Annotated in this window: 17 protein-coding genes; 2 read left to right on the forward strand and 15 right to left on the reverse strand. The window is 45.7% G+C overall.

Annotated features, from left to right (window positions below; genetic code table 11):
- Window positions 1-269 precede the first annotated feature (269 nt).
- Window positions 270-1,307, reverse strand: a complete 1,038-nt coding sequence (locus BN3261_RS11280) for a LacI family DNA-binding transcriptional regulator (RefSeq protein ID WP_021651186.1) — start codon at window positions 1,305-1,307, stop codon at window positions 270-272.
- Window positions 1,294-2,232, reverse strand: a complete 939-nt coding sequence (gene trxB / locus BN3261_RS11285) for a thioredoxin-disulfide reductase (RefSeq protein WP_015525369.1) — start codon at window positions 2,230-2,232, stop codon at window positions 1,294-1,296. Before trxB ends, BN3261_RS11280 begins: the two co-directional genes overlap by 14 nt.
- Before the next feature lie 168 nt (window positions 2,233-2,400).
- On the opposite strand from trxB, the gene BN3261_RS11290 reads away from it, so the two are divergent.
- The gene (locus tag BN3261_RS11290; protein ID WP_235812374.1) at window positions 2,401-4,173 is read left to right on the forward strand and encodes a DUF885 domain-containing protein; all 1,773 of its coding nucleotides are present in this window, start codon (window positions 2,401-2,403) and stop codon (window positions 4,171-4,173) included.
- A gap of 10 nt (window positions 4,174-4,183) precedes the next feature.
- Here BN3261_RS11290 and BN3261_RS11295 read toward each other — a convergent pair whose 3' ends face one another.
- From BN3261_RS11295 to tnpA (BN3261_RS11335), 9 genes are all read right to left on the reverse strand, one after another.
- The gene (locus BN3261_RS11295; protein WP_021651190.1) at window positions 4,184-4,465 is read right to left on the reverse strand and encodes a hypothetical protein; all 282 of its coding nucleotides are present in this window, start codon (window positions 4,463-4,465) and stop codon (window positions 4,184-4,186) included.
- A gap of 5 nt (window positions 4,466-4,470) precedes the next feature.
- A complete protein-coding gene (locus BN3261_RS11300) occupies window positions 4,471-4,884 on the reverse strand; it encodes an acyl-CoA thioesterase (protein WP_227945569.1) in 414 nt (137 codons plus the stop codon).
- Between the two features lie 66 nt (window positions 4,885-4,950).
- Window positions 4,951-5,181, reverse strand: coding sequence for a hypothetical protein (locus tag BN3261_RS11305; RefSeq protein ID WP_059086280.1), 231 nt, complete (start codon window positions 5,179-5,181; stop codon window positions 4,951-4,953).
- A gap of 237 nt (window positions 5,182-5,418) precedes the next feature.
- Window positions 5,419-6,747 (reverse strand): IS200/IS605 family element transposase accessory protein TnpB, encoded by a 1,329-nt coding sequence (locus BN3261_RS11310; RefSeq protein WP_059086281.1) that lies wholly within the window; start codon window positions 6,745-6,747, stop codon window positions 5,419-5,421.
- A 45-nt stretch (window positions 6,748-6,792) separates the two neighbouring features.
- Window positions 6,793-7,224 (reverse strand): IS200/IS605 family transposase, encoded by a 432-nt coding sequence (gene tnpA / locus BN3261_RS11315; protein ID WP_110103717.1) that lies wholly within the window; start codon window positions 7,222-7,224, stop codon window positions 6,793-6,795.
- A gap of 54 nt (window positions 7,225-7,278) precedes the next feature.
- Entirely contained in the window at window positions 7,279-7,668 is a 390-nt protein-coding gene (locus BN3261_RS11320) for a hypothetical protein (protein ID WP_139148853.1), read from the reverse strand.
- A gap of 15 nt (window positions 7,669-7,683) precedes the next feature.
- On the reverse strand, window positions 7,684-7,899 hold the full coding sequence (locus BN3261_RS11325; protein ID WP_059086284.1) for a hypothetical protein: 216 nt from the start codon (window positions 7,897-7,899) through the stop codon (window positions 7,684-7,686).
- A gap of 190 nt (window positions 7,900-8,089) precedes the next feature.
- The gene (tnpB, locus tag BN3261_RS11330; RefSeq protein WP_059086285.1) at window positions 8,090-9,187 is read right to left on the reverse strand and encodes an IS200/IS605 family element RNA-guided endonuclease TnpB; all 1,098 of its coding nucleotides are present in this window, start codon (window positions 9,185-9,187) and stop codon (window positions 8,090-8,092) included.
- Window positions 9,187-9,615: an IS200/IS605 family transposase gene (gene tnpA, locus BN3261_RS11335; protein WP_420313731.1), complete on the reverse strand. Its 429-nt coding sequence runs from the start codon at window positions 9,613-9,615 to the stop codon at window positions 9,187-9,189. The genes tnpB and tnpA (BN3261_RS11335) overlap by 1 nt, the downstream gene beginning before the upstream one ends.
- Window positions 9,616-10,486: 871 nt before the next feature.
- Here tnpA (BN3261_RS11335) and BN3261_RS11345 point away from each other — a divergent pair.
- Window positions 10,487-12,181 (forward strand): CapA family protein, encoded by a 1,695-nt coding sequence (locus BN3261_RS11345; protein ID WP_235812375.1) that lies wholly within the window; start codon window positions 10,487-10,489, stop codon window positions 12,179-12,181.
- A 149-nt stretch (window positions 12,182-12,330) separates the two neighbouring features.
- Here the strand turns inward: BN3261_RS11345 and glgB are convergent, their stop codons facing one another.
- The 4 genes from glgB to BN3261_RS11365 form a co-directional block, all read right to left on the reverse strand.
- Window positions 12,331-14,217 carry a 1,4-alpha-glucan branching protein GlgB gene (glgB, locus tag BN3261_RS11350; protein WP_059086288.1) on the reverse strand — a complete coding sequence of 629 codons (1,887 nt, stop codon included), beginning with the start codon at window positions 14,215-14,217 and terminating at the stop codon, window positions 12,331-12,333.
- A 211-nt stretch (window positions 14,218-14,428) separates the two neighbouring features.
- Entirely contained in the window at window positions 14,429-15,835 is a 1,407-nt protein-coding gene (locus tag BN3261_RS11355; RefSeq protein WP_059086289.1) for a polysaccharide deacetylase family protein, read from the reverse strand.
- A 227-nt stretch (window positions 15,836-16,062) separates the two neighbouring features.
- The gene (gene tig, locus BN3261_RS11360) at window positions 16,063-17,418 is read right to left on the reverse strand and encodes a trigger factor (RefSeq protein WP_059086290.1); all 1,356 of its coding nucleotides are present in this window, start codon (window positions 17,416-17,418) and stop codon (window positions 16,063-16,065) included.
- 78 nt (window positions 17,419-17,496) lie between these two features.
- Window positions 17,497-18,987, reverse strand: a complete 1,491-nt coding sequence (locus BN3261_RS11365; RefSeq protein WP_059086291.1) for a polysaccharide deacetylase family protein — start codon at window positions 18,985-18,987, stop codon at window positions 17,497-17,499.
- Window positions 18,988-18,999: the final 12 nt, after the last annotated feature.

Below are 18,999 nucleotides of genomic sequence, written 5' to 3' on the forward strand. Positions count from 1 at the left end.
CATAGAACAGCAAATGCTTATTATCCACATCTTCAGCACGAACCTACACAGGATAACTCTTTTACGATTTCAGGTAAATTTACAAAAAGCCGAAAATACTCTGACTGTCAGACACTGACAGTTCCCGTATATTTCGGCTTTTGATATCTTTATATCTTAGATTCTCTATACTCTTACTATATTGAAAGTCCCGATTTTCTATTTTTCACAGTTCTACAGTGACTTCTCGTATCTACCCCCTGATCAGATCAGGTACATTCTCTGCAGACTTACTTTTCTTCATGCTGCGGCTGTACAGATCTCCTGGGGATCAGCGTGACCGGAAGCATGATCTCATTTTCACGCTCTTTTTCCACTCCATTGATCCGTTCCATCAGAATTTCCACTGCAAGAGATGCCTTCTGCTCCACATTCTGGCTGATAGTAGTCAGACGAGGCACGGAAAATTCCGCATAGCTGATGTTATCGTATCCTGCAATTCCGATCTCCTCCGGAATCTTTACTCCACGACTGCTGAAAAAGCTGATAGCCTCCAATGCATAGAGGTCCGACAAGAAAAACAGTGCGGCCTTTGGTTTTTTCCGCTGGAGCAGCCACGCATAGCTTTCTTTTCGTTTGGCGTAGTTCATTCCAAGAGCAGTAAACTGCACCTTCTGCTTTTTCTTTGCAAAATCCTTCGCCGCCCGCTGAGCGCCCATGTAACGAAGATGGTCCACACCATTATCACGGCCTGCACAAACCTGGATATGCTCATAGCCGCATTCCAGAAGATATTTTGTCATAAGATAGCCGCCGCTTTCGTCGTCCAGTCCGATATTCAGGACATGTTTTTCCTGGCCTGCATCAAGCTCACCGTATGCATCAATGGAAACGATCGGTTTGTTGATCAGCTGATAGATCTTTTCACAGTTGCTTTTGCTGAAGGAGATGGCAATAACGCCATCTACATCCCAGCCCATGACCATCTGGAATATCTTATCTGTATCCTTTGCGAAATACAGCATCAGATAATATCCCAGCTCCTGCACGTATTTCTCGATAAAACCGATGATCTTTCCATAAAAAGGATCTCCGATGATAGAATCCCTGAAGTCTTTATGATAATTGATCACAACTGCGATCAGCTGGGATTTTTCTTTATTCAGAACTCTCAGTCCCATTTTCTGGACATATCCCATTTCCCGGATAAGATTCTCGATCTTCTGAATATTGGCAGGAGATACTTTTTTTGTTTTTCCATGTATGACATTGGAAACAGTTGTTGTACTCACGCCTGCTCTTTGTGCGATTTCCTTAATCGTTGCCATTATCTTTCCTCCAGAGATATTTCTGTGCGGAAGCCACTGCATTGGCTCCATCTGAAACAGCAGTTACTATCTGGCGAAGTGCCTTGGTACGAATATCCCCCGCTGCAAAAACCCCAGGTGCGCTGGTAACCCCCTCTTCTCCTGCACAGATATATCCATTTTCATCCAGCTTGAGCTGATCCTTTACAAGTGTCGTATTAGGAACAATCCCCACAGCAATGAAAACACCATCTGCGGTCAGCTCCCTCTCTTCATTTGTTTTTATATTACGGATCTTAAGACCGGTCACTTCGTCCTGTCCCAGGATCTCAAGGGGAACACTGTCCCACACCATTTCTATATTCTCACAGGCAAAAATTTTCTCCTGAAGTGTCTGATCTGCTCGAAGCGCATCACGGCGATGAACAAGATATACCCTTTCACAGAGGCCGGAAAGAAAAACTGCATCCTCTGCTGCCACGTTTCCTCCCCCCACTACCACTGCGGTCCGATCCTTATAAAAAGCTCCGTCACAGGTAGCGCAGTAGGAAACACCAAGGCCGCTCAGATCATCCTCTCCCGGGATATCAAGTTTCCGGTGCTCTGCCCCAAATGCAAGGATCAGAGATTTCGCCTGATATTCATGCTTTTTTGTACGGATCGTCTTGATCTCTCCGGAAATATTTTCCAGGGAAAGAATCTTCTCTCGCTGCGGTTCCAAGCCCAGCTTCCGGGCATGTGCCCCAAAGGCTTCTCCGAGATCCATGCCCGATATCCCCGGCATTCCCGGATAATTATCCACCGCATAGGTAGCTGTGACCTGACCGCCCGGTGCAAAGTTTTTATCGATCCATATGGTATTTAACCTGGCCCTGGACGCATAGATCGCTGCCGTGATCCCTGCCGGACCTCCGCCTAAAATTGCAAGATCATAAATATCACTCATGTTATTTCTCCATTTTTGTATATTTCCGCTCACATAATATCATAGATTCCGTAATTTTCCAATATGATAGAACAAAGCGCCACTCTGAAAGGACGTTACTGTTTGCTTCGAGACCATCAGCACTCTCCACATGGTATATGTCTGTAAACAGTAATGAAAGACTGTCTTATGTCTCTTAAAATCAGGAAAAATAAATCTCCTATTATCATCACTCTGCTTCTTATCCTGGCACTTCTCACCGGCCTTACTGCCGGTTATTTTTCCACTCACGGGATCACAGAAAACGGAAAATTCGAAGCCTTTTCCGGAAAAGTTTTTCAAAATGAAGTTTCCGGCAGCACCCTTACCCTCCATTATACCCTGGCACATCCGGAAAAACAGGGTATCCGGCGAAAAAAAGCTTCTCTTGGCACTGTCCCCACAGATATGAAAAATACATACCAGATCTGCAGCCAGTACGAAAAAAAGCTGAAATCCTTCCGCTACAGCCGCCTTTCCACGGAAAATCAGCTGACGCTGGACTCCATGCTCCTCTATTACCACACGGAAAAATCACTGGGCGACAATTATCTGCTTCAGGAGCCTCTTGGCCCAAGTCTTGGTATTCAGGCTCAGCTTCCGGTTCTTCTGGCGGAATATGCCTTTTATGAAGATCGTGATATCACCGACTATCTCACTCTTCTCACCACCATCCGCCCATACTTTCGGAGCATCCTGGAATTTGAGAAAAAGAAATCCGAAGCTGGTTTTTTTATGAGTGACACCACACTGGACCGGATCCTTGCACAATGCAGTGCTTTTATCCAGAATCCCGACAACAATTATATGCTGGAAATTTTCCAGAAAAAGCTATCCGAATATGGAAAACTTCCTTCCTCAGAGCAGAACGCTCTGGTCCTGACCCACCAAAATCTTATGAAAACAGAAGTCATCCCAGCCTATCAGGAACTTATGACCGGTCTGGAAGCTTTGCGTGGCACAGGAAAAAACACTCGTGGCCTGACTTATTTCAAGGGAGGAAAAGCCTACTATCTCTATCTTCTTCAGAGTCAGACCGGCTCTTACGTTCCTGTAAAGCAAATGGAAAAACGACTCTCCGGACAGCTTTCCGACGAGATCGGCATCGCAGGAACCATACTTCGACAAAACCCGGAGCTTCTGACTACTCTCAGCCGGGGAATCACTTTCAGAGAAATAAAGCCTGCCCAGATGCTGAATGCCTTGCAGCAGAAGATCCAAACAGACTTCCCACCTCTCACAGATGTCACCTTTGAGCTCCGCACAGTCCACGATTCCATGAAAGAATATCTAAGCCCCGCCTTTTATCTCACCCCACCTATGGATACCGGAACCCCCAATGTGATCTACATAAATCCGGCTGCCAGCTACCAGGGTCTGGAGCTTTTTACCACACTGGCACATGAAGGATTCCCGGGGCATCTTTACCAGACTGTCACCTTCCAACGCCAAAAATCCTCCAACATCCGAAATCTTCTCTGCACCTCCGGCTTTGCAGAAGGATGGGCCACCTACATCGAACCCTATGCCTACCAGTACGCCGCCGATTATATTCAGGATCCTTCTGCCACAGAGCTTGCCAGAATCTCCTGGCTGAACCGAAGCATCAATTTATGCATGTACTCCCTTCTGGACATTGAGATCCATTACAACGGCTGGACTCAGGCCGAAGCCGCCAGCTTTCTGAAAGCCTTTGGTATCGAAGACAGCGCCGTTGTCTCCGAGATCTACCAGTATATCCTGGAAACCCCGGGAAATTATCTGAAATACTACTGGGGCTACTTAAGTCTTCTGGACTTATGCACTTCCGAACAAAACCGCCTTGGTCAGGACTTTGATCTGAAAGCTTTCCACAGCCAGGTACTGAAGATCGGTGGTGTACAGTTCCCGGTGCTGGAGAAGTATATTGATGCGGAATTTTGAAACTGTTTTTTCACTCCAACCCAGCAAAAAACAGTTCATAAAAATCATCCTCACCCTCAAGCATCGGAGAATTCTCTCCGCCGCCATTGGTACTCCTCTTCATCGCTGCATAAAATTCCTCACCAGCTGCGATCAGATCCATCTCATAAACCGGAACCCCAAGCTCCCGGCACTTCTTACAGAAAGCAGCCAGCGGCGCTTTCTCCCTGCGGGTAGCAAGCAACATCTCCCGAAGCGCCGGGTCCCTGCGGGCCTTTTCCTTCAGATTATCAAGCATCTCCACAACTTCCATCAGACTCAATCCCCCTTCACACAGCTTCTGAACAGCACATCCAGTTCCGGAATCTCTTTTTTCAGAGAAACCAGCTCCCCATTCCTGGTAAAACAATGCTTCGAGGAAGCCTCTGTACAAACCTCACTTCTGGTCACATTAAAAAACTCATAAGCCAGCTCCAGAACCACACCACTGTACTTCTTCACCGAAACCGAAATCCCAACTACATCATCAAAAAGCACCGGCTTCTTATAAGAAACTGAAACCCCTGCAACCGGAGAAACAATCCCCCGCTTCTCCACCTCACCATAACCAAAGCCCAACTCCTTCATGAAATCGATCCGGGCCTCTTCCATCCATTTCACATAATTGGAATGATGGATGATCCCCATCTGATCCGTCTCATGATACTGTGCCTTACGCCTGTAAACACCCATGTTTATATCCTCTCTTCTGTAAAAATCTGACATTTGTCACCAGTAACAAAACATCCTCTTTATTTCTCACAAACCATACTCTTTATACAACTCCCTGCAAGCCTCCGCACTGTCTATGATTTTCCCAATCTCATCCATTCGACCATCCGCGATCAAACGATTGATCAACATCCTCATCCTCGTTTCTCCAATAGCCTCGCCCTCTGCTTTTCCCTCTGCTTTTCCAATAATTTTCCCACGTGCTTCTCCCAGCTCAAACAAGCGTTCCGATTCCAACTGTAAAACCTTTCCACCCATAACTTCATCTACTCCTTGATTTTTTCTTCTTTTCGGAAAATGTAATCTGATATCCTTACAATCAATCTAGTGGATCTCACATGACTAAAGTCACATGCTCCTCAGTCGCTTTAAGCGACAAGGCTAAATATCGACGGATACGCCTGTAACTTAGGATATGCGCAGTCATGCGCTTTTTCCATGCCAGATATGGCAGGTTCCCACACTGCAGGTAATCCGCTGTATATCTGCCTGTGTTTATGCTGCTCTTAAGAGTTCCATTTCTGAAAATAGTTCTCTTAAGTCCGCATATACACATGAGATCCTACGCTTTACTGAAGGGACTTTTGCCTCCAGCAAAGACCTTTCCGTTGCCGGAAGGGGTTTTAAGAGTTCCCGGATAAAATATCTTGCTCCAATATTATAGGACGCCGAAAGATCACAGTTATATCTTTTTCCATTCTGGAATGTACATAAACTGTGATTGCCTGGATCACGGACAACTGTTCCCGACCCATCACAGGCAAGCCTGCTGGTATTCCATGCACAGATCCTGGATATCCGCATCCCTCTGCGATGCGCCTGATGTTCACATCTTTTCTGGATATCCCTTTTTCTCCACAAATGCAGCTTCTGTTTCTTTCTTCCGGATATCTTTCCTTTTGTTTCCAGATACTCAAACACGATCACATCCGCGTGGTTTTCTTCCGCATATCCTGCAACTGCTCCTGCGATCTTTCTTCCAAGTTCTGTGTTAAGACGCTTCGCATAAGCCCATCTGCTTTTCACCTGTACAGGACCATGTTCCCGCTGGAACCTGCGTATCCGTCCCAGCACACGGTACATCCGGTCTTTTTCACTGGAAAGATCGATAAACTTTCTTCCCAGGACAGTTCCATCTGACCGCATAATGGTACAGACTGCATCCGTATTGAGCCCTAAATCCACACTGCAGATGATCTGTTCTTTTACAGGTGCCTTTGTAAGCGGCACCTCTTCTGTATAAGAAAAACGCAGGAAGTATTTACGATGCCTTTTTTCCAGCACGGGAGCTGCTGTTCTTTTTCCCGCCCAGTATTTCCTCAGATATTCCATATCTGTATGGCTGAGACTGACCCGGAACCATTTCCAGTCATGGCCGTCATAAAGTTTCAGGTACGCTCCATCTTTTTCCTCCGTATCTTCACGGTACATCACATCACGGTAAAATACCGGCATAGCATGATTACCACACACCAGCTTCGGCGTGCCGCCTTTCTTATCCATTTTTTTCCACAGTTCCAGCCTCGTCTTATATGAGGATACGCTTCCCAAGGCATGCTGGATAGCTGCCCTTCTGAGATAAGAAGGCATCTTTGGAAAACGAAGGTCAAAAGCAAACTTTGCCTGGTTCTTTTTAGTGGTATGCACCAGATGTTCTGCAGTATTGAAACGTTTTTTAGGTTCCGTGATCACTGCCAGTTCATCCCATGCCTGGGCATAGATCTCAATCAGGCAGCTGACCGCAGAACGATAAATATCCAGTGTCTGGCGGATCGGGATATTCTGTTTTCGCAGTTCTACGCCATAACTGGATACTGTCCTCATCTTTTTTCCTCTTTCTTACAAATATAAAAAACGAGTTCTTTCAGATTACTGTTTTTCTTTTTGCCCTTCGATATAAGAACATACCTGTTCCCTGCTCCTGTCACTCACAGTTACTGCACAATAAGATGGATTCCACAGATGCCCTCCCCAAAGTTCCTTCTTCAGTTCCGGATGCGCAAGAAACATCTGCCTGGCAATGTTCCCCTTCATGATCTTGATCATATCCGAGATATAAAACTGTGGTCTGCAGTCTACAAGAAGATGGATATGATCCGGCATAACCTCCATTGCCAGGATCTGAAATTTATATTCTTCTGCAAGGTCACAGAGCATTTCTTTGCATTCTGCATCAATACCATCTTTTAAAACTTTTTTCCGATATTTTGTACACCATACCAGATGGTACTGCAGGGAATACACATATCCTCTACCATATGAAAGTTCATTGTTATTGATATTAAACATATTTTTATCCATGTTTTTATTATACCATATGCAAATAGAATTCACAAACATTTGTTCTGCTTATTCTCAAAAAAATAGTGCGCCTAACTCATCACTGAAGTAACGAGAATGCGACGCACAGGTTTTCAATAATCTTCGTAGTTTCTCAGAATCCTCACCTATTATATGCGCCGACTCCTCGTATCTCATTACATAAAACGGAAGCAACAGCAGTAAATTTTTCTCAAAAATGCTATCCTTTGTATAACGCTCCACCTTCACCGTCGGAACACGATATGCACACACCTGCCCATCCGGAAGCAGCAGCTCCACTTCCTCAACATCCGGCGTATTCTTCGTAGATCTTAAATAAATTACACATGATCTCGGAAACTCCACATAAAACTTCCGTCCTAATCTCCGCCTACTCTCCAAAGCAATCGCAAAATCATACTCAAACATCCTGATCGCCATCATAGTATCATCCGCACTCTAACACTCAATATGATACACCTTATCCCCGATCAACAGCCGGGCATCCGTGATCAATTCCCCATCCTCCAGCTGATGCTCATTCCGAAGATGCACAATCTTTACATTCTCCGGATACGAAGTATGAAACACCTCATTGATAAGCGGAACGAGCAGGTAAGTCATCCTCTCCACCATTGTCCGGAAAACATCGTCAAATATAGTATTGTTATTCATTAACACTCCTACTGATATATAAATTATACCACACAAAGAAAACTTGACACTCCCCACAGCTAAAGCAGGGGGATTCTTGCTTCTCCCACTACTGCATTGGCAAACACCTTACGGTACTGCAATGTCTTACACAGTGTCCACAAGCTATATTTATACTGTTCCCGTATGCCCTACGGTACAGTTTTTATCTTTATGCAGACTGCATCTGCAGTCCTTTTTTCAGAATATTGATACTTGCATTCGTATCCCGGTCATGAACCGCATGGCATTTGGGACACTCCCAGATACGAATGCCCAGATTTTTTATCCGTGGATTTCTGTAGCCACAACAGCTGCAGGTCTGACTGCTCGGATACATCGTTGGTACTCTGTGAATTTCATTTCCATACCAGCCAGCTTTATATTCCAGCATTTCAAAAAATTTTGCCCAGGAAACACTCGCTATCGATTTTGACAGTTTATGATTCCGGATCATCCCCTTAACATTCAGATCTTCAATACAGATGGTTTGGTTTTCACGCACCAGCATCGTTGACTGTTTCTGCAGGAAATCATTCCGCTGATTGGTTACTTTCTCATACACTCTTGCCACCCTGATCCGCTGCTTCTCGCGGTTATGGGAATCTTTTTGTTTTCGGGAAAGCCTGCGCTGTTCTCTTATGAGTTTTCGCATTGAGCGTTCCAGATATCTGGGATTTGATACCGTATTTCCATTACTGTCGGAGTAGAACGCTTTGATCCCGACATCAATCCCTATCGTTCCGCCAGCATTTGAGCGTGGTTCCGGTTCAAAATCAACATTTAAAACCGCAAAATATTTTCCAGCCGGTGTGTGCTCAATGATCACGTGATTAATCTTTTCCACTTCCATCGACTGCCGTATTTTAACAAATCCAAGTTTCGGAAGTTTGATATATCTTCCCACAATACGAATATTATCTTTTTGATTTACCGTTCTGTATGACTGGAACCGGTTATGTTTACTTTTGAAGGTTGGATAGGAAGCCCGTTTCTGAAAGAAATTCACAAATCCCCTGTCCAGATCCCGCAAAGACTGCTGTAATGCAATGGAATCTGCTGCTTTCAGAAAGGCAAACTCCTCTTGCTTTTTCAGTTCAGTCAGCATGGCGGAAGTCTGGGAATAGCCGATCTTTTCCCCATTTTCATAGCCTTCCTTACGCATGGCAAGTCCCCGGTTGTAGATGAACCGGCAACATCCCAGGGTCTGATGGATGAAGTTTTTCTGTTCTCTGTTCGGGTAGATCCTGAATTTAATTCCTTTTTGCATTATCCCATCTTATCCTTTTGTCTCTGCGATGTTTTCTGGTTTTCAATATACTGTTTTACTGTTTCCAGCGGAGCACCGCCCACCGTCGATACAAAATAGCTGTTTGTCCAGAGAGTCGGCATTTTCGTTTTAAGATAGGGAAATTCCTGTCTTAAAATTCTGGACGTATAGCCTTTAAATGACTTTACAGCTTTGTGGATGCCAAACTGAGGATCTACTTCCAAAAGCATATGAACATGATCTGGCATGATCTCCATTTCCAGAATGTCTACAGAAAGATTTGCAGCATACTCTGTGAGCAGCTCCTTCAGCCGGACGTCCACACCATTAATTAATACTTTTCGTCTATACTTTGGACACCATACTACATGGTATTTACAGGAATAGACGACATTGTTGTTTGATTCATATGTTATGTTTATATTTATATTATACTATGGCTCATTAGTTAATACAATTACTATTTTGTCCATCTTCAATTACTTGCATAAATTCGATGGACGCGTCTTATATCCCCATAGCTGACGCAAGGGGTTTTACGACGCATTGGATAAAAACCCCATAAAACGGATTTTCAGAACCTTCACAGTAACAAAAAATGGAAAACGCTTCAGAACCCGAAGCTCCAAGAATGTCCATACAGACAAAAGATCTTATAAGATATACCAACCATACCATACACCAGAAAAAAAATCACGCAAAACCCATCCAAAAATTCCACCGCAATTCGACACACTCCCAGCCGACAGCAAAGCGCCTCGACACACTCCCAGCCGACAACGAAGCGCCTCGATACACTCCCAGCCGACAGCGAAGTGCCTCGGCCCACCCCCTTCCCATCAAACCACAAGGAAACTCAGCCTTTCCTCCACGCCGTCCAGCGCAGCGCTGACGGCTCATCCAACTCCCGCCCAGCCACCCTAGCCCTACCGCCTTGAACCTCACAGCCCGAGCCGGGGATGCTGTCTGGTCTGCCTCTGCAGGAGGGGAGCTGATTCTTGGCTGGCGGAAATCTGCGTTGTTTTTCAAAAGTCCGCTGTCTGAGCGGCTGCAAGACGCGAGTTCGGACTTTTGGAAAACGCTTTTAGCAGATTCCCGGCAGCCTAGAAGCCAGCCCCCGACGAAGCCGCAGACCAGACAGCATCCCCGGCTCGGGCGTACGTTCACCCCCACCACCCTCTTCCCACCAAAATAAAAATCTGCTATAATACAACCACACAACAAAAATCAAAAATAACAAAGCGAACAATCACCAATCAATCGCATTCAAAATCCAAAGAAAGACAAGGTAAAACATAAATGAAATTTCCACCCAACATCAAAATCCCCGGCTCCCTCAAAGGAGTCTTCAAAAAAAGCTCCACCCCGGAGCCCCTCGGAGAAACCCGGCGCAACCCCAAGGACAACATCCCCCTGAACTTCCGCGAACGCAGCAATGCCCGCGTAAGTCTTATGGCATCCGTCATCGTCCTTGCGATCCTAGTCCTCTTCTTCAATCAGCTGGACTACCGCCTCATCCGCAAACCAGCCATAGACGCCCAGAAAAAAGCCGCGGCAGTCAAAGCCAAGGCCGATCAGGAAGCAGCCGACACCACTGCCGAAACTACCACTGCCTCAGTCATCGCAGTAGGCGACAACCTCTATCACCAGAGTCTCATCGACGCAGGCGTATCCTCTGACGGCAACTGGAACTACGACAAGATCTACACCCACATCCAGGACGCCATCAAGGACGCAGACATCAAAATGATCGATCAGGAAACCGTCTTCACAACCGACCATGACAGCGTAAGCTCCTACCCATCCTTTGCAACACCCACAGAAGTAGGAGACGCCATTATAAAAGCAGGATTCAACGTAGTAGAATCCGCCAACAACCACATCGATGACTTCGGAGAAGGCTTCCTCACAGACACACTGAACTTCTGGAAAACCAAATATCCGGATGTCACACTTCTGGGGATCCACGACTCCCAGGAAGATGCCGACACCGTCAAGATCCGTGAAGTAAACGGTATCAAGATCGCATTTCTGGATTACACCTACGGCACAAACGTAGGCGGCATTGAAGGAAAAGACTACATGATCGACATGATCCGCAAAGACAAGATCACAGCCATGATCCAGAAAGCAAAACAGCAGACCGACTGCATCATCTTTGTAGCACACTGGGGTACCGAAGACGAAACCATGCCAAACGAATACGAAAAACAGTGGGCAGCCTACCTTATGGAGCAGGGCGTAAATGTCATCATCGGCGGACATCCACATGTACTCCAGCCATATGGCCGCCTTACTGATGACAAAGGCAATGAAACTGTAGTCTTCTACTCTCTGGGAAATTTCGTATCCACCCAGCAGAAGCTGGAAGAACTTCTCGGCGGAATGGCAAAATTCACCATTCAGAAAACCGTACAGGACGGCAAGACCTCAATTGAGATCCTGACCCCTACAGTGGAACCTCTGGTCATGCATTACAACAGCGATGCCGGTGAATTCGGACCATATATGCTTTCCGATTACACAGAAGAACTTGCATCTCAGAACGGTGTACAGTCATACATTGGCTCCGGTATATTCACTCTTGACAACCTGAAAAAGAAGTTCAACGAGATCATGTCCATGAATGTCACTCCATCCACAGGGACCAACCTCCTGGATGTGACCATTGACACAGACCTGAACATGATCGATGCATCCGGAAATGTCATAGAAGATACCGACTCTATCACAGCAGAAAAATATTACGCAGATAAAGGCATTGACATCACTTCCGAAGACTTTAACTCTGCTGATAATAACTCAGGCAGCACAGACGACTCCTCGGATGACGGTTCCTACGACGACAGTTACTCTGACGATGGTTCCTACGATGATGGTTCCTACGATGATGGTTCCTACGACGACGGTTCCTACGACGACGGTTCCTACGATGATGGTTCCTACGATGATGGTTCCTACGATGATGGTTCCTACGATGATAGCGAAGAATAGCGATAACTTTTCGTAACCAGTTTATACCCAGATCCATAAAATACCGGAGATCCGGCACCTCTGAAGCCAACACTTCAAAGGCACACAGATCTCCGGTATTTTTATTTTATCTTTTATATTTTCTTTCAAAGATTTCACTATATAGAATATCAGTATGTAAACACACCAACTCCATAAGCTTCCAACGGATATGCAAAAGAAAATTCCCGGTTGTCACAATTTTTCTTTTCGGCTTTAAATACCTTGCCCTTTGGAAGAAGCCCCTGCTCATCCATAATCAGTTTGTACTGTTTTTTCTTCGGAACGCCTACACGGTAATCCGGACGTGCTACCGGTGTAAAGTTGCATACTATCAGGATATTATTACGTCTTGTAGGAGATTTTCTCACAAAGCTGAAGATACTTCTGTCGCCATCGTTGGCATTGATCCACTCAAATGCAGATGGATCATTATCTGCACCGTAAAGTGCCGGATATTTGCGGTAGATATGCAGAAGATCACTGACATACTGCTGCAGCTTCTGATGATTTTCCTCGCCAAGAAGATACCAGTCAAGCTCTCTGGCCTCACTCCACTCACGCAGCTGTCCGAAATCCTGTCCCATAAACAGAAGCTTCTTACCCGGATGCCCGAACATAAAAGTATATCCGGCCTTCAGGTTCTTGAATTTATCATCCAGCTCTCCTGGCATCTTCTCCAGCATAGAACACTTCAGATGTACTACCTCATCATGAGACAGAACCAGAACATATTTCTCACTGTATGCATAAGTCATAGAAAATGTCATCTTATTATGATTAAATTTACGGAAATATGGATCCAGCTTCATGTATTCCAGGAAGTCGTTCATCCAGCCCATATTCCACTTCAGGGAGAATCCAAGCCCGTCGTCTTCTGCCTTACCTGTTACCATCGGCCATGCGGTAGATTCCTCTGCGATCATGACAGTTCCATGATTTCTTCCGAGAACAACGGTATTCAGATGCTTAAAAAATTCAATAGCCTCCAGATTCTTGTTTCCGCCGTATTTATTGGCGATCCACTCACCGTCTTTCTTACCGTAATCCAGGTAGAGCATGGATGCAACCGCATCTACACGAAGACCATCAACGTGGCATTCCTCTACCCAGTAAAGAGCGTTTGCGATCAGGAAATTCTTCACCTCCGGACGTCCGTAATTGTAGATCTTGGTTCCCCAATCCGGATGCTCACCCTGTCTCGGATCTGCATGCTCATATACAGCAGTTCCGTCAAAGTTAACCAGTCCGTGTGCATCCTTCGGAAAATGTGCCGGTACCCAGTCAAGAATGATACCGATTTTCTGACGGTGAAGATAATCCACCAGATATTTGAAATCCTGCGGTGTTCCGTAGCGGGAAGTCGGTGCGTAATAGCCGGTTACCTGATAGCCCCAGGAACCGTCAAAAGGATGCTCTGCGATACCCATAAGCTCCACATGGGTGTATCCCATTTTTTTGACATACTGTGCAAGCTTCGGCGCCAGTTCTCTGTAGGAATAGAAACCATCCTCATCCTCTGCTGTCTGCGGATGCTTCATCCAGGAACCCGGATGCACCTCATAGATAGACATGGCACTTGTGTCCGGATCAAAGTTCTCGCGATTTTTCATCCAGGTATCATCTTTCCATTTATAGTTGGTGATATCTGTAATACGAGAGGCTGTTCCGGGACGCATTTCAGCGGCATTGGCATATGGATCTGCCTTGTAAAGCTCCTCACCATGTGCACCTGTAATGTAAAATTTATACAGCTGTCCGATCTTCGCTCCCGGTACAAATGTCTCATAAACGCCAATGGGTCCAACTTTTTTCATGGGATTCTTCTCCGTATCCCATTCGTTGAATTCACCTATAACAGAAACCGCCTGTGCATTAGGTGCCCACACTGCAAAATAAACCCCTTTTTTCCGGTTCTGCGTATCTGGATGTGCTCCCAGCTTCCTGTAAATATCATAATTCGTGCCCTGACCAAACAGATACTGGTCAAGCTCCGTAAATTGTAATTTCTTTCCCATTTTCAGGTACCTCCCTTTATAGTTCTGCCACCGTCCATTCCCCAATTTTAAGTGGAATTTTTTATTCTATAATTATACCAATCCCCATATTTTCAGTCAAGGAAAAACCCTCTCCGGCTAATATGTGTCTATTATCCGACAGTGTCAGATAAAGTCAAAAAAGAGACCTGAATGACACACATTTTGTCATTCAGGTCTCTCCTGTCATTTTTTAATATTCTTCGCTTCCATCGTCATAAGATTCGTCGTAGGAACCATCATCATAGCTTCCATCATCGGAAGATCCATCCGAAGAATCACTTTCGTCAGAACCATCGGAATAGTCCCCTTCATCGGAAGATCCGTCACTGACATCAGATCCGTCAGAAGAATCGCTTCCATCGGAGCCATCCTCTGAGGAATCCTCTGAATCGCTGGAATTTCCTGCATATCCTGCAACACGACCAGCCTGAAGAGAGCTGTCCCAGAAGTCAGAATAGGAAGCACTCTGTAACGTAACATCCTTTGCTTCTGCAAGCTCGCTGACTGTTACAAGCTTATATCCCTGGTCGATCAGTGCCGGGATCAGCTTCTCTGTGGCACACTTCACAGATGGTTCATGAATATCATGCATCAGGATGATAGAACCATCTCCCAGTGAGGAATCATTCATGATCTGGTTATAATCTGCATCCGCATCCATCAGCTTCCAGTCCAGAGAATCCGTAGACCACATGAAGAAAGGCTTGCCAACTGCACTCATCTGCTCATCTGTGATCGCGCCATACGGTGCACGACATACCGTTGATGCCTGCCCACAGGCTTTTACCAGTGCATCATCCGTCTTCTGGAACTCCTGCATAACAGAATCCAGATCCATATTCGGCAGCGTCTGTTCCGGATGATCCCAAGTATGGTTACCGATCTCGCAGCCAAGCTTTACCATTCGCTGTATGGTAGATTCACGGCCCTCCACATTCTGTCCCAGCATAAAGAACGTAACATGGATATTGTATTTCTCAACAGTATCAAGAAGTGTCTCTGTATACTCTCCAGGACCATCATCAAAGGTCAGAGCGATCATCGGGCGCTTCTTGGAAGGATCATAAGAGCCATCCTCATTAAAATAATAGTCCTTCACACCTTTCTCCACCCATCCGGTCTGCATGTATCCCTTTTTATCAAAGCTGTATGTTGTTCCGTCAATATCCGCAAAACCATTTACATAATATGTACCATCCGGATTCTGATACCACTTTCCTGTAGAATCCTCATGCCATCCCGGAGTCATAACAGAAAGCCTTTCGCCTGCTGCACTGCCCTTTACCGGCATCACCGTTGCATCCGTACCGGAATCCGCGCTGTCTGTATCCGAAGCAGCCGTATCCGTCGATGCCGTACCGTCCTTCGTACTGCTGCCTGTGGAAGCTCCGGCGGTATTTGCCTGGACATTTACTGTCTCCGCATCCTTATTGCTTCCGCCGCCTGCATGGTTGACGATGGGAAGAATTACCCCTCGAACAACAAAAACCAGCAGAAGAATCGCCGCAACTACACAGGTTATCCGCTTCATCATCCGCCGCCGTCTTAACTGCTGCTGTTTTCTGCGCATCCTCTCACGCAAAACTCTTTTGTCCATTTTTTACATCCCCGTTTATATACTCATATCTTTCTTTGATATTTAATGTCTGTCTTTAATCATACCGCATTTAACGCTTAAATACAATGGAAATTCCCGAAAGAATCTCTTAATTTGTTACTGTTCACTCCGTTCTCAGTAACACACTTCGCGATGCACATGTAAAAAAAATGGTACCCGGAACACATTCCGGGCACCACACTTTTTTAGCTGCTGATACTGTCAGATCACTCCTGCCCCGCTGCATCCGATGTGCTGCTGTCTGCATCCTGATCCGCCTCGCCGTCTTCCGGCACCATATCTGTAGCCTCTGCCGCTTCCAGCTCTTCATCCACGGTACCTTCCGCACTGCTTCCGTCCGAGGAAGGATCATCTCCGTTTACTCCCTGGGTATCACCGGCAGAAACCTTCTCCTCAACCGTTGCATTGTCCAGGATAAAATCTTCCACTCTGAGAAGTCCGATGGATTCATCCACGGCTGCCTGTCCGTATTTATCTACCAGCGCAGCCAGATCCTTCACACTGTATGCTTTGATCAGTTCATCCTGGATACTGAGAGATTTTTTATCTTCAAGTGTCATATTCTCCGCATCCATGATCCCCTGTACGATCAGGTTCTGCTTTACTTTAAACTCCGCATACTGACCGCTCTGCTCCTCAAAATCATCCATGGAGATTCCCTGAGCTTTTACAAAATCCTCCAGCGTCATATCACCCTGTTTTGCATAATTCTCATACAGACTGCGAAACTCTGTCTTGGCTGTATCCAGATCCTCCTGTGGATATTCCTTCACTTCAGATGCTGAGAGCACTGTGTTCCATGCAGTTTCACGCAATGTGTTCTGTGCACTTGTCTTCGCTTCATCCTCCAGTGTGGTACGGATTTCCTTCTTGTAATCATCCACACTCTTGCAGTCTGTATTCTTGGCTACCCAGGTATCGGTAAGCTCAGGTGCACGCTTAAAGCTCTGCAGAGTGACCTTAAATACCACTTCCTGTCCGGCCAGCTCTTCCGAAGAGTATTCCTTCGGGAAAGTCAGATCGAGATCCTTGGTCTCACCTTTTTTCATTCCGATGATCCCGTCCTCAAATCCGTCGATAAACGTTCCGGAGCCTATGGTCAGCTCATAATTATTTGCAGTACCGCCGTCAAAAGCCACTCCGTCCTTGGTTCCCACATAATTAATGATAACCACATCTCCGTTCTGAACACTGCCTTCCGTTACTTCCTCAGCCTTGTTCTGAAGTTCTTCCTTGATCCTTCCGTCAACCATATCATCGGTTACGGCTTCTACTGTGTTATCAAGAGTCAGTCCCTTATATTCTCCGATGGTCACATATTTGCTCACATCATCCACGGAAACAAGCCTTGTATCTCCGGAGGCTGCCTCTTCGCTGTCTTTATTGGAATCCGTTTCTTCTGACTCTTTGGAATCTGCAGATCCGGAATCTTCTTTATCTGTTGTATCCTGCGCTTCTGCTGCAGGTTTTTTGTCATCTTTCTGGTCTGTTGATGTGCCACATGCAGTGATCGCCAGTGCCGCACACAGTGCAAGAACCATGAGATATGCTTTTTTCTTCATAACCTACTCCCTTCATCAAGTACTGTCGGTTCGATTATAATCTTTTTTTATACAGATTTGTAAAGTGTGTTTGCTGTCTTACATTTCCGGTACCGGTGTCGGTCTGGAAGAATCCCACACCTCCGATACATCAAACAGGTCACTGAGCATATCCGGATTGTAATACATTCTGTATCCATCCAGATTCCGTCTTCCCTGACGGAAATATTCACTTGTGATCTGCACAAAATACTGACTGGAATCTACATTGCAGAAATAGCGGTAGCCACGGCTTTTGTAATACTCATACTTCTCATTATCCGAAGTGTATCCTTCCCAGTCGCCGATATCCGCACCAAAGGCAAAAATGATCATATCGGTTTTTCCGAGGATGGGTGCCACATATTTTTCCCATTTTTTATTATCGGTCTTCAACTCCGCTGCTGTGGAGCTTGTAGCGTTTCTGTGACCCCAGGTATGGCTTGCAAATTCCCACCCGTCCTTTTTCATGGCCTTCGCCACTTTTTTGGCTGCTTTTACTTCTTTATCATAGTCAAAATCCGGATTGGCCTTGAGAAAAGCCTTCTGGTCATCCTGAAGATTCTTCTTGGTCTTATATGCCCCATCTGTACGGTAGCCCAGAACACCATTATAACCGGTCATTGCTAGAATACCCTTTCTTCCATGATAGGAAAAATCCGGATGTTCTTTGATAAAGGAATCCAGGATCGGCACCACATCGTAATCTCCGGTCACAACTGTACCGTCTGCCTTCTTATACTCGCATTTGATATCTCCGTTGTCGTCGATCACCAGCTTTGTGGCAAATCCGTCTCCGTCCATATAATGATAGTAGCTGACGTCATCCTCTGAAAGAACAAAAGGGATCTTGCCTTCCGGCAGCATGATCTTTCCCTTGCTCATGGTTCCGTCATCATTGATCACAGCCATATCATGAGGACTCACCAGTACGTAACCCTTATCATACATGATCTGGAGCATTTTTTTGAATTCGCTGACTGTGGTCATCATCTGATTATATCCGGCCTCATCGGAATCTCCGTCAAAGGCCAGTGAGGTATTCACGATCAGGGAATGAAAAAATACATGGGTGATATTCTCAAGTGGATATTCCACACAGGCATCTCTTTTTTTCATGTAGGCTGCTGCTGCTTCCTGCATCTTGTCACTGGTAGCAAATTTCCAGTTGTTTTTCAGCACGGAGATCGCGCCGGTATAATCATACTGCTGTGCCAGTTTTTTGGCTTTTTTGAGAAGTGTTTTTTCGTCTGAGGAAGTACTGTCAGAGCTGTTCTCGGCTGCTTCCCTTTTCTGTGTTTCTTTTTCTGCCTTTTTTTCTTCCTTCGGTGTCTCGGTAGCTGCCGGCTGGTCCTCCGGATCCGCTGCTACTTTGGCTTCTTCGGACTGTTCTTCTTCGGCTTCTACTTCCGCTCCATCAGACTGTGTATCCTCGTCATCCTGTGTCCCGGAGATCATATTGTCCACCTGAACAGTGACCGGATGGTTTCCGCCCACAAGAAGTGACGCCGCAAGCACTGTTGTCAGTACACCTGCAATTTTTTTCTTCATAATAATATATAT

Source organism: Blautia massiliensis (ex Durand et al. 2017), from assembly GCF_001487165.1.
GTDB lineage: Bacteria > Bacillota > Clostridia > Lachnospirales > Lachnospiraceae > Blautia_A > Blautia_A fusiformis.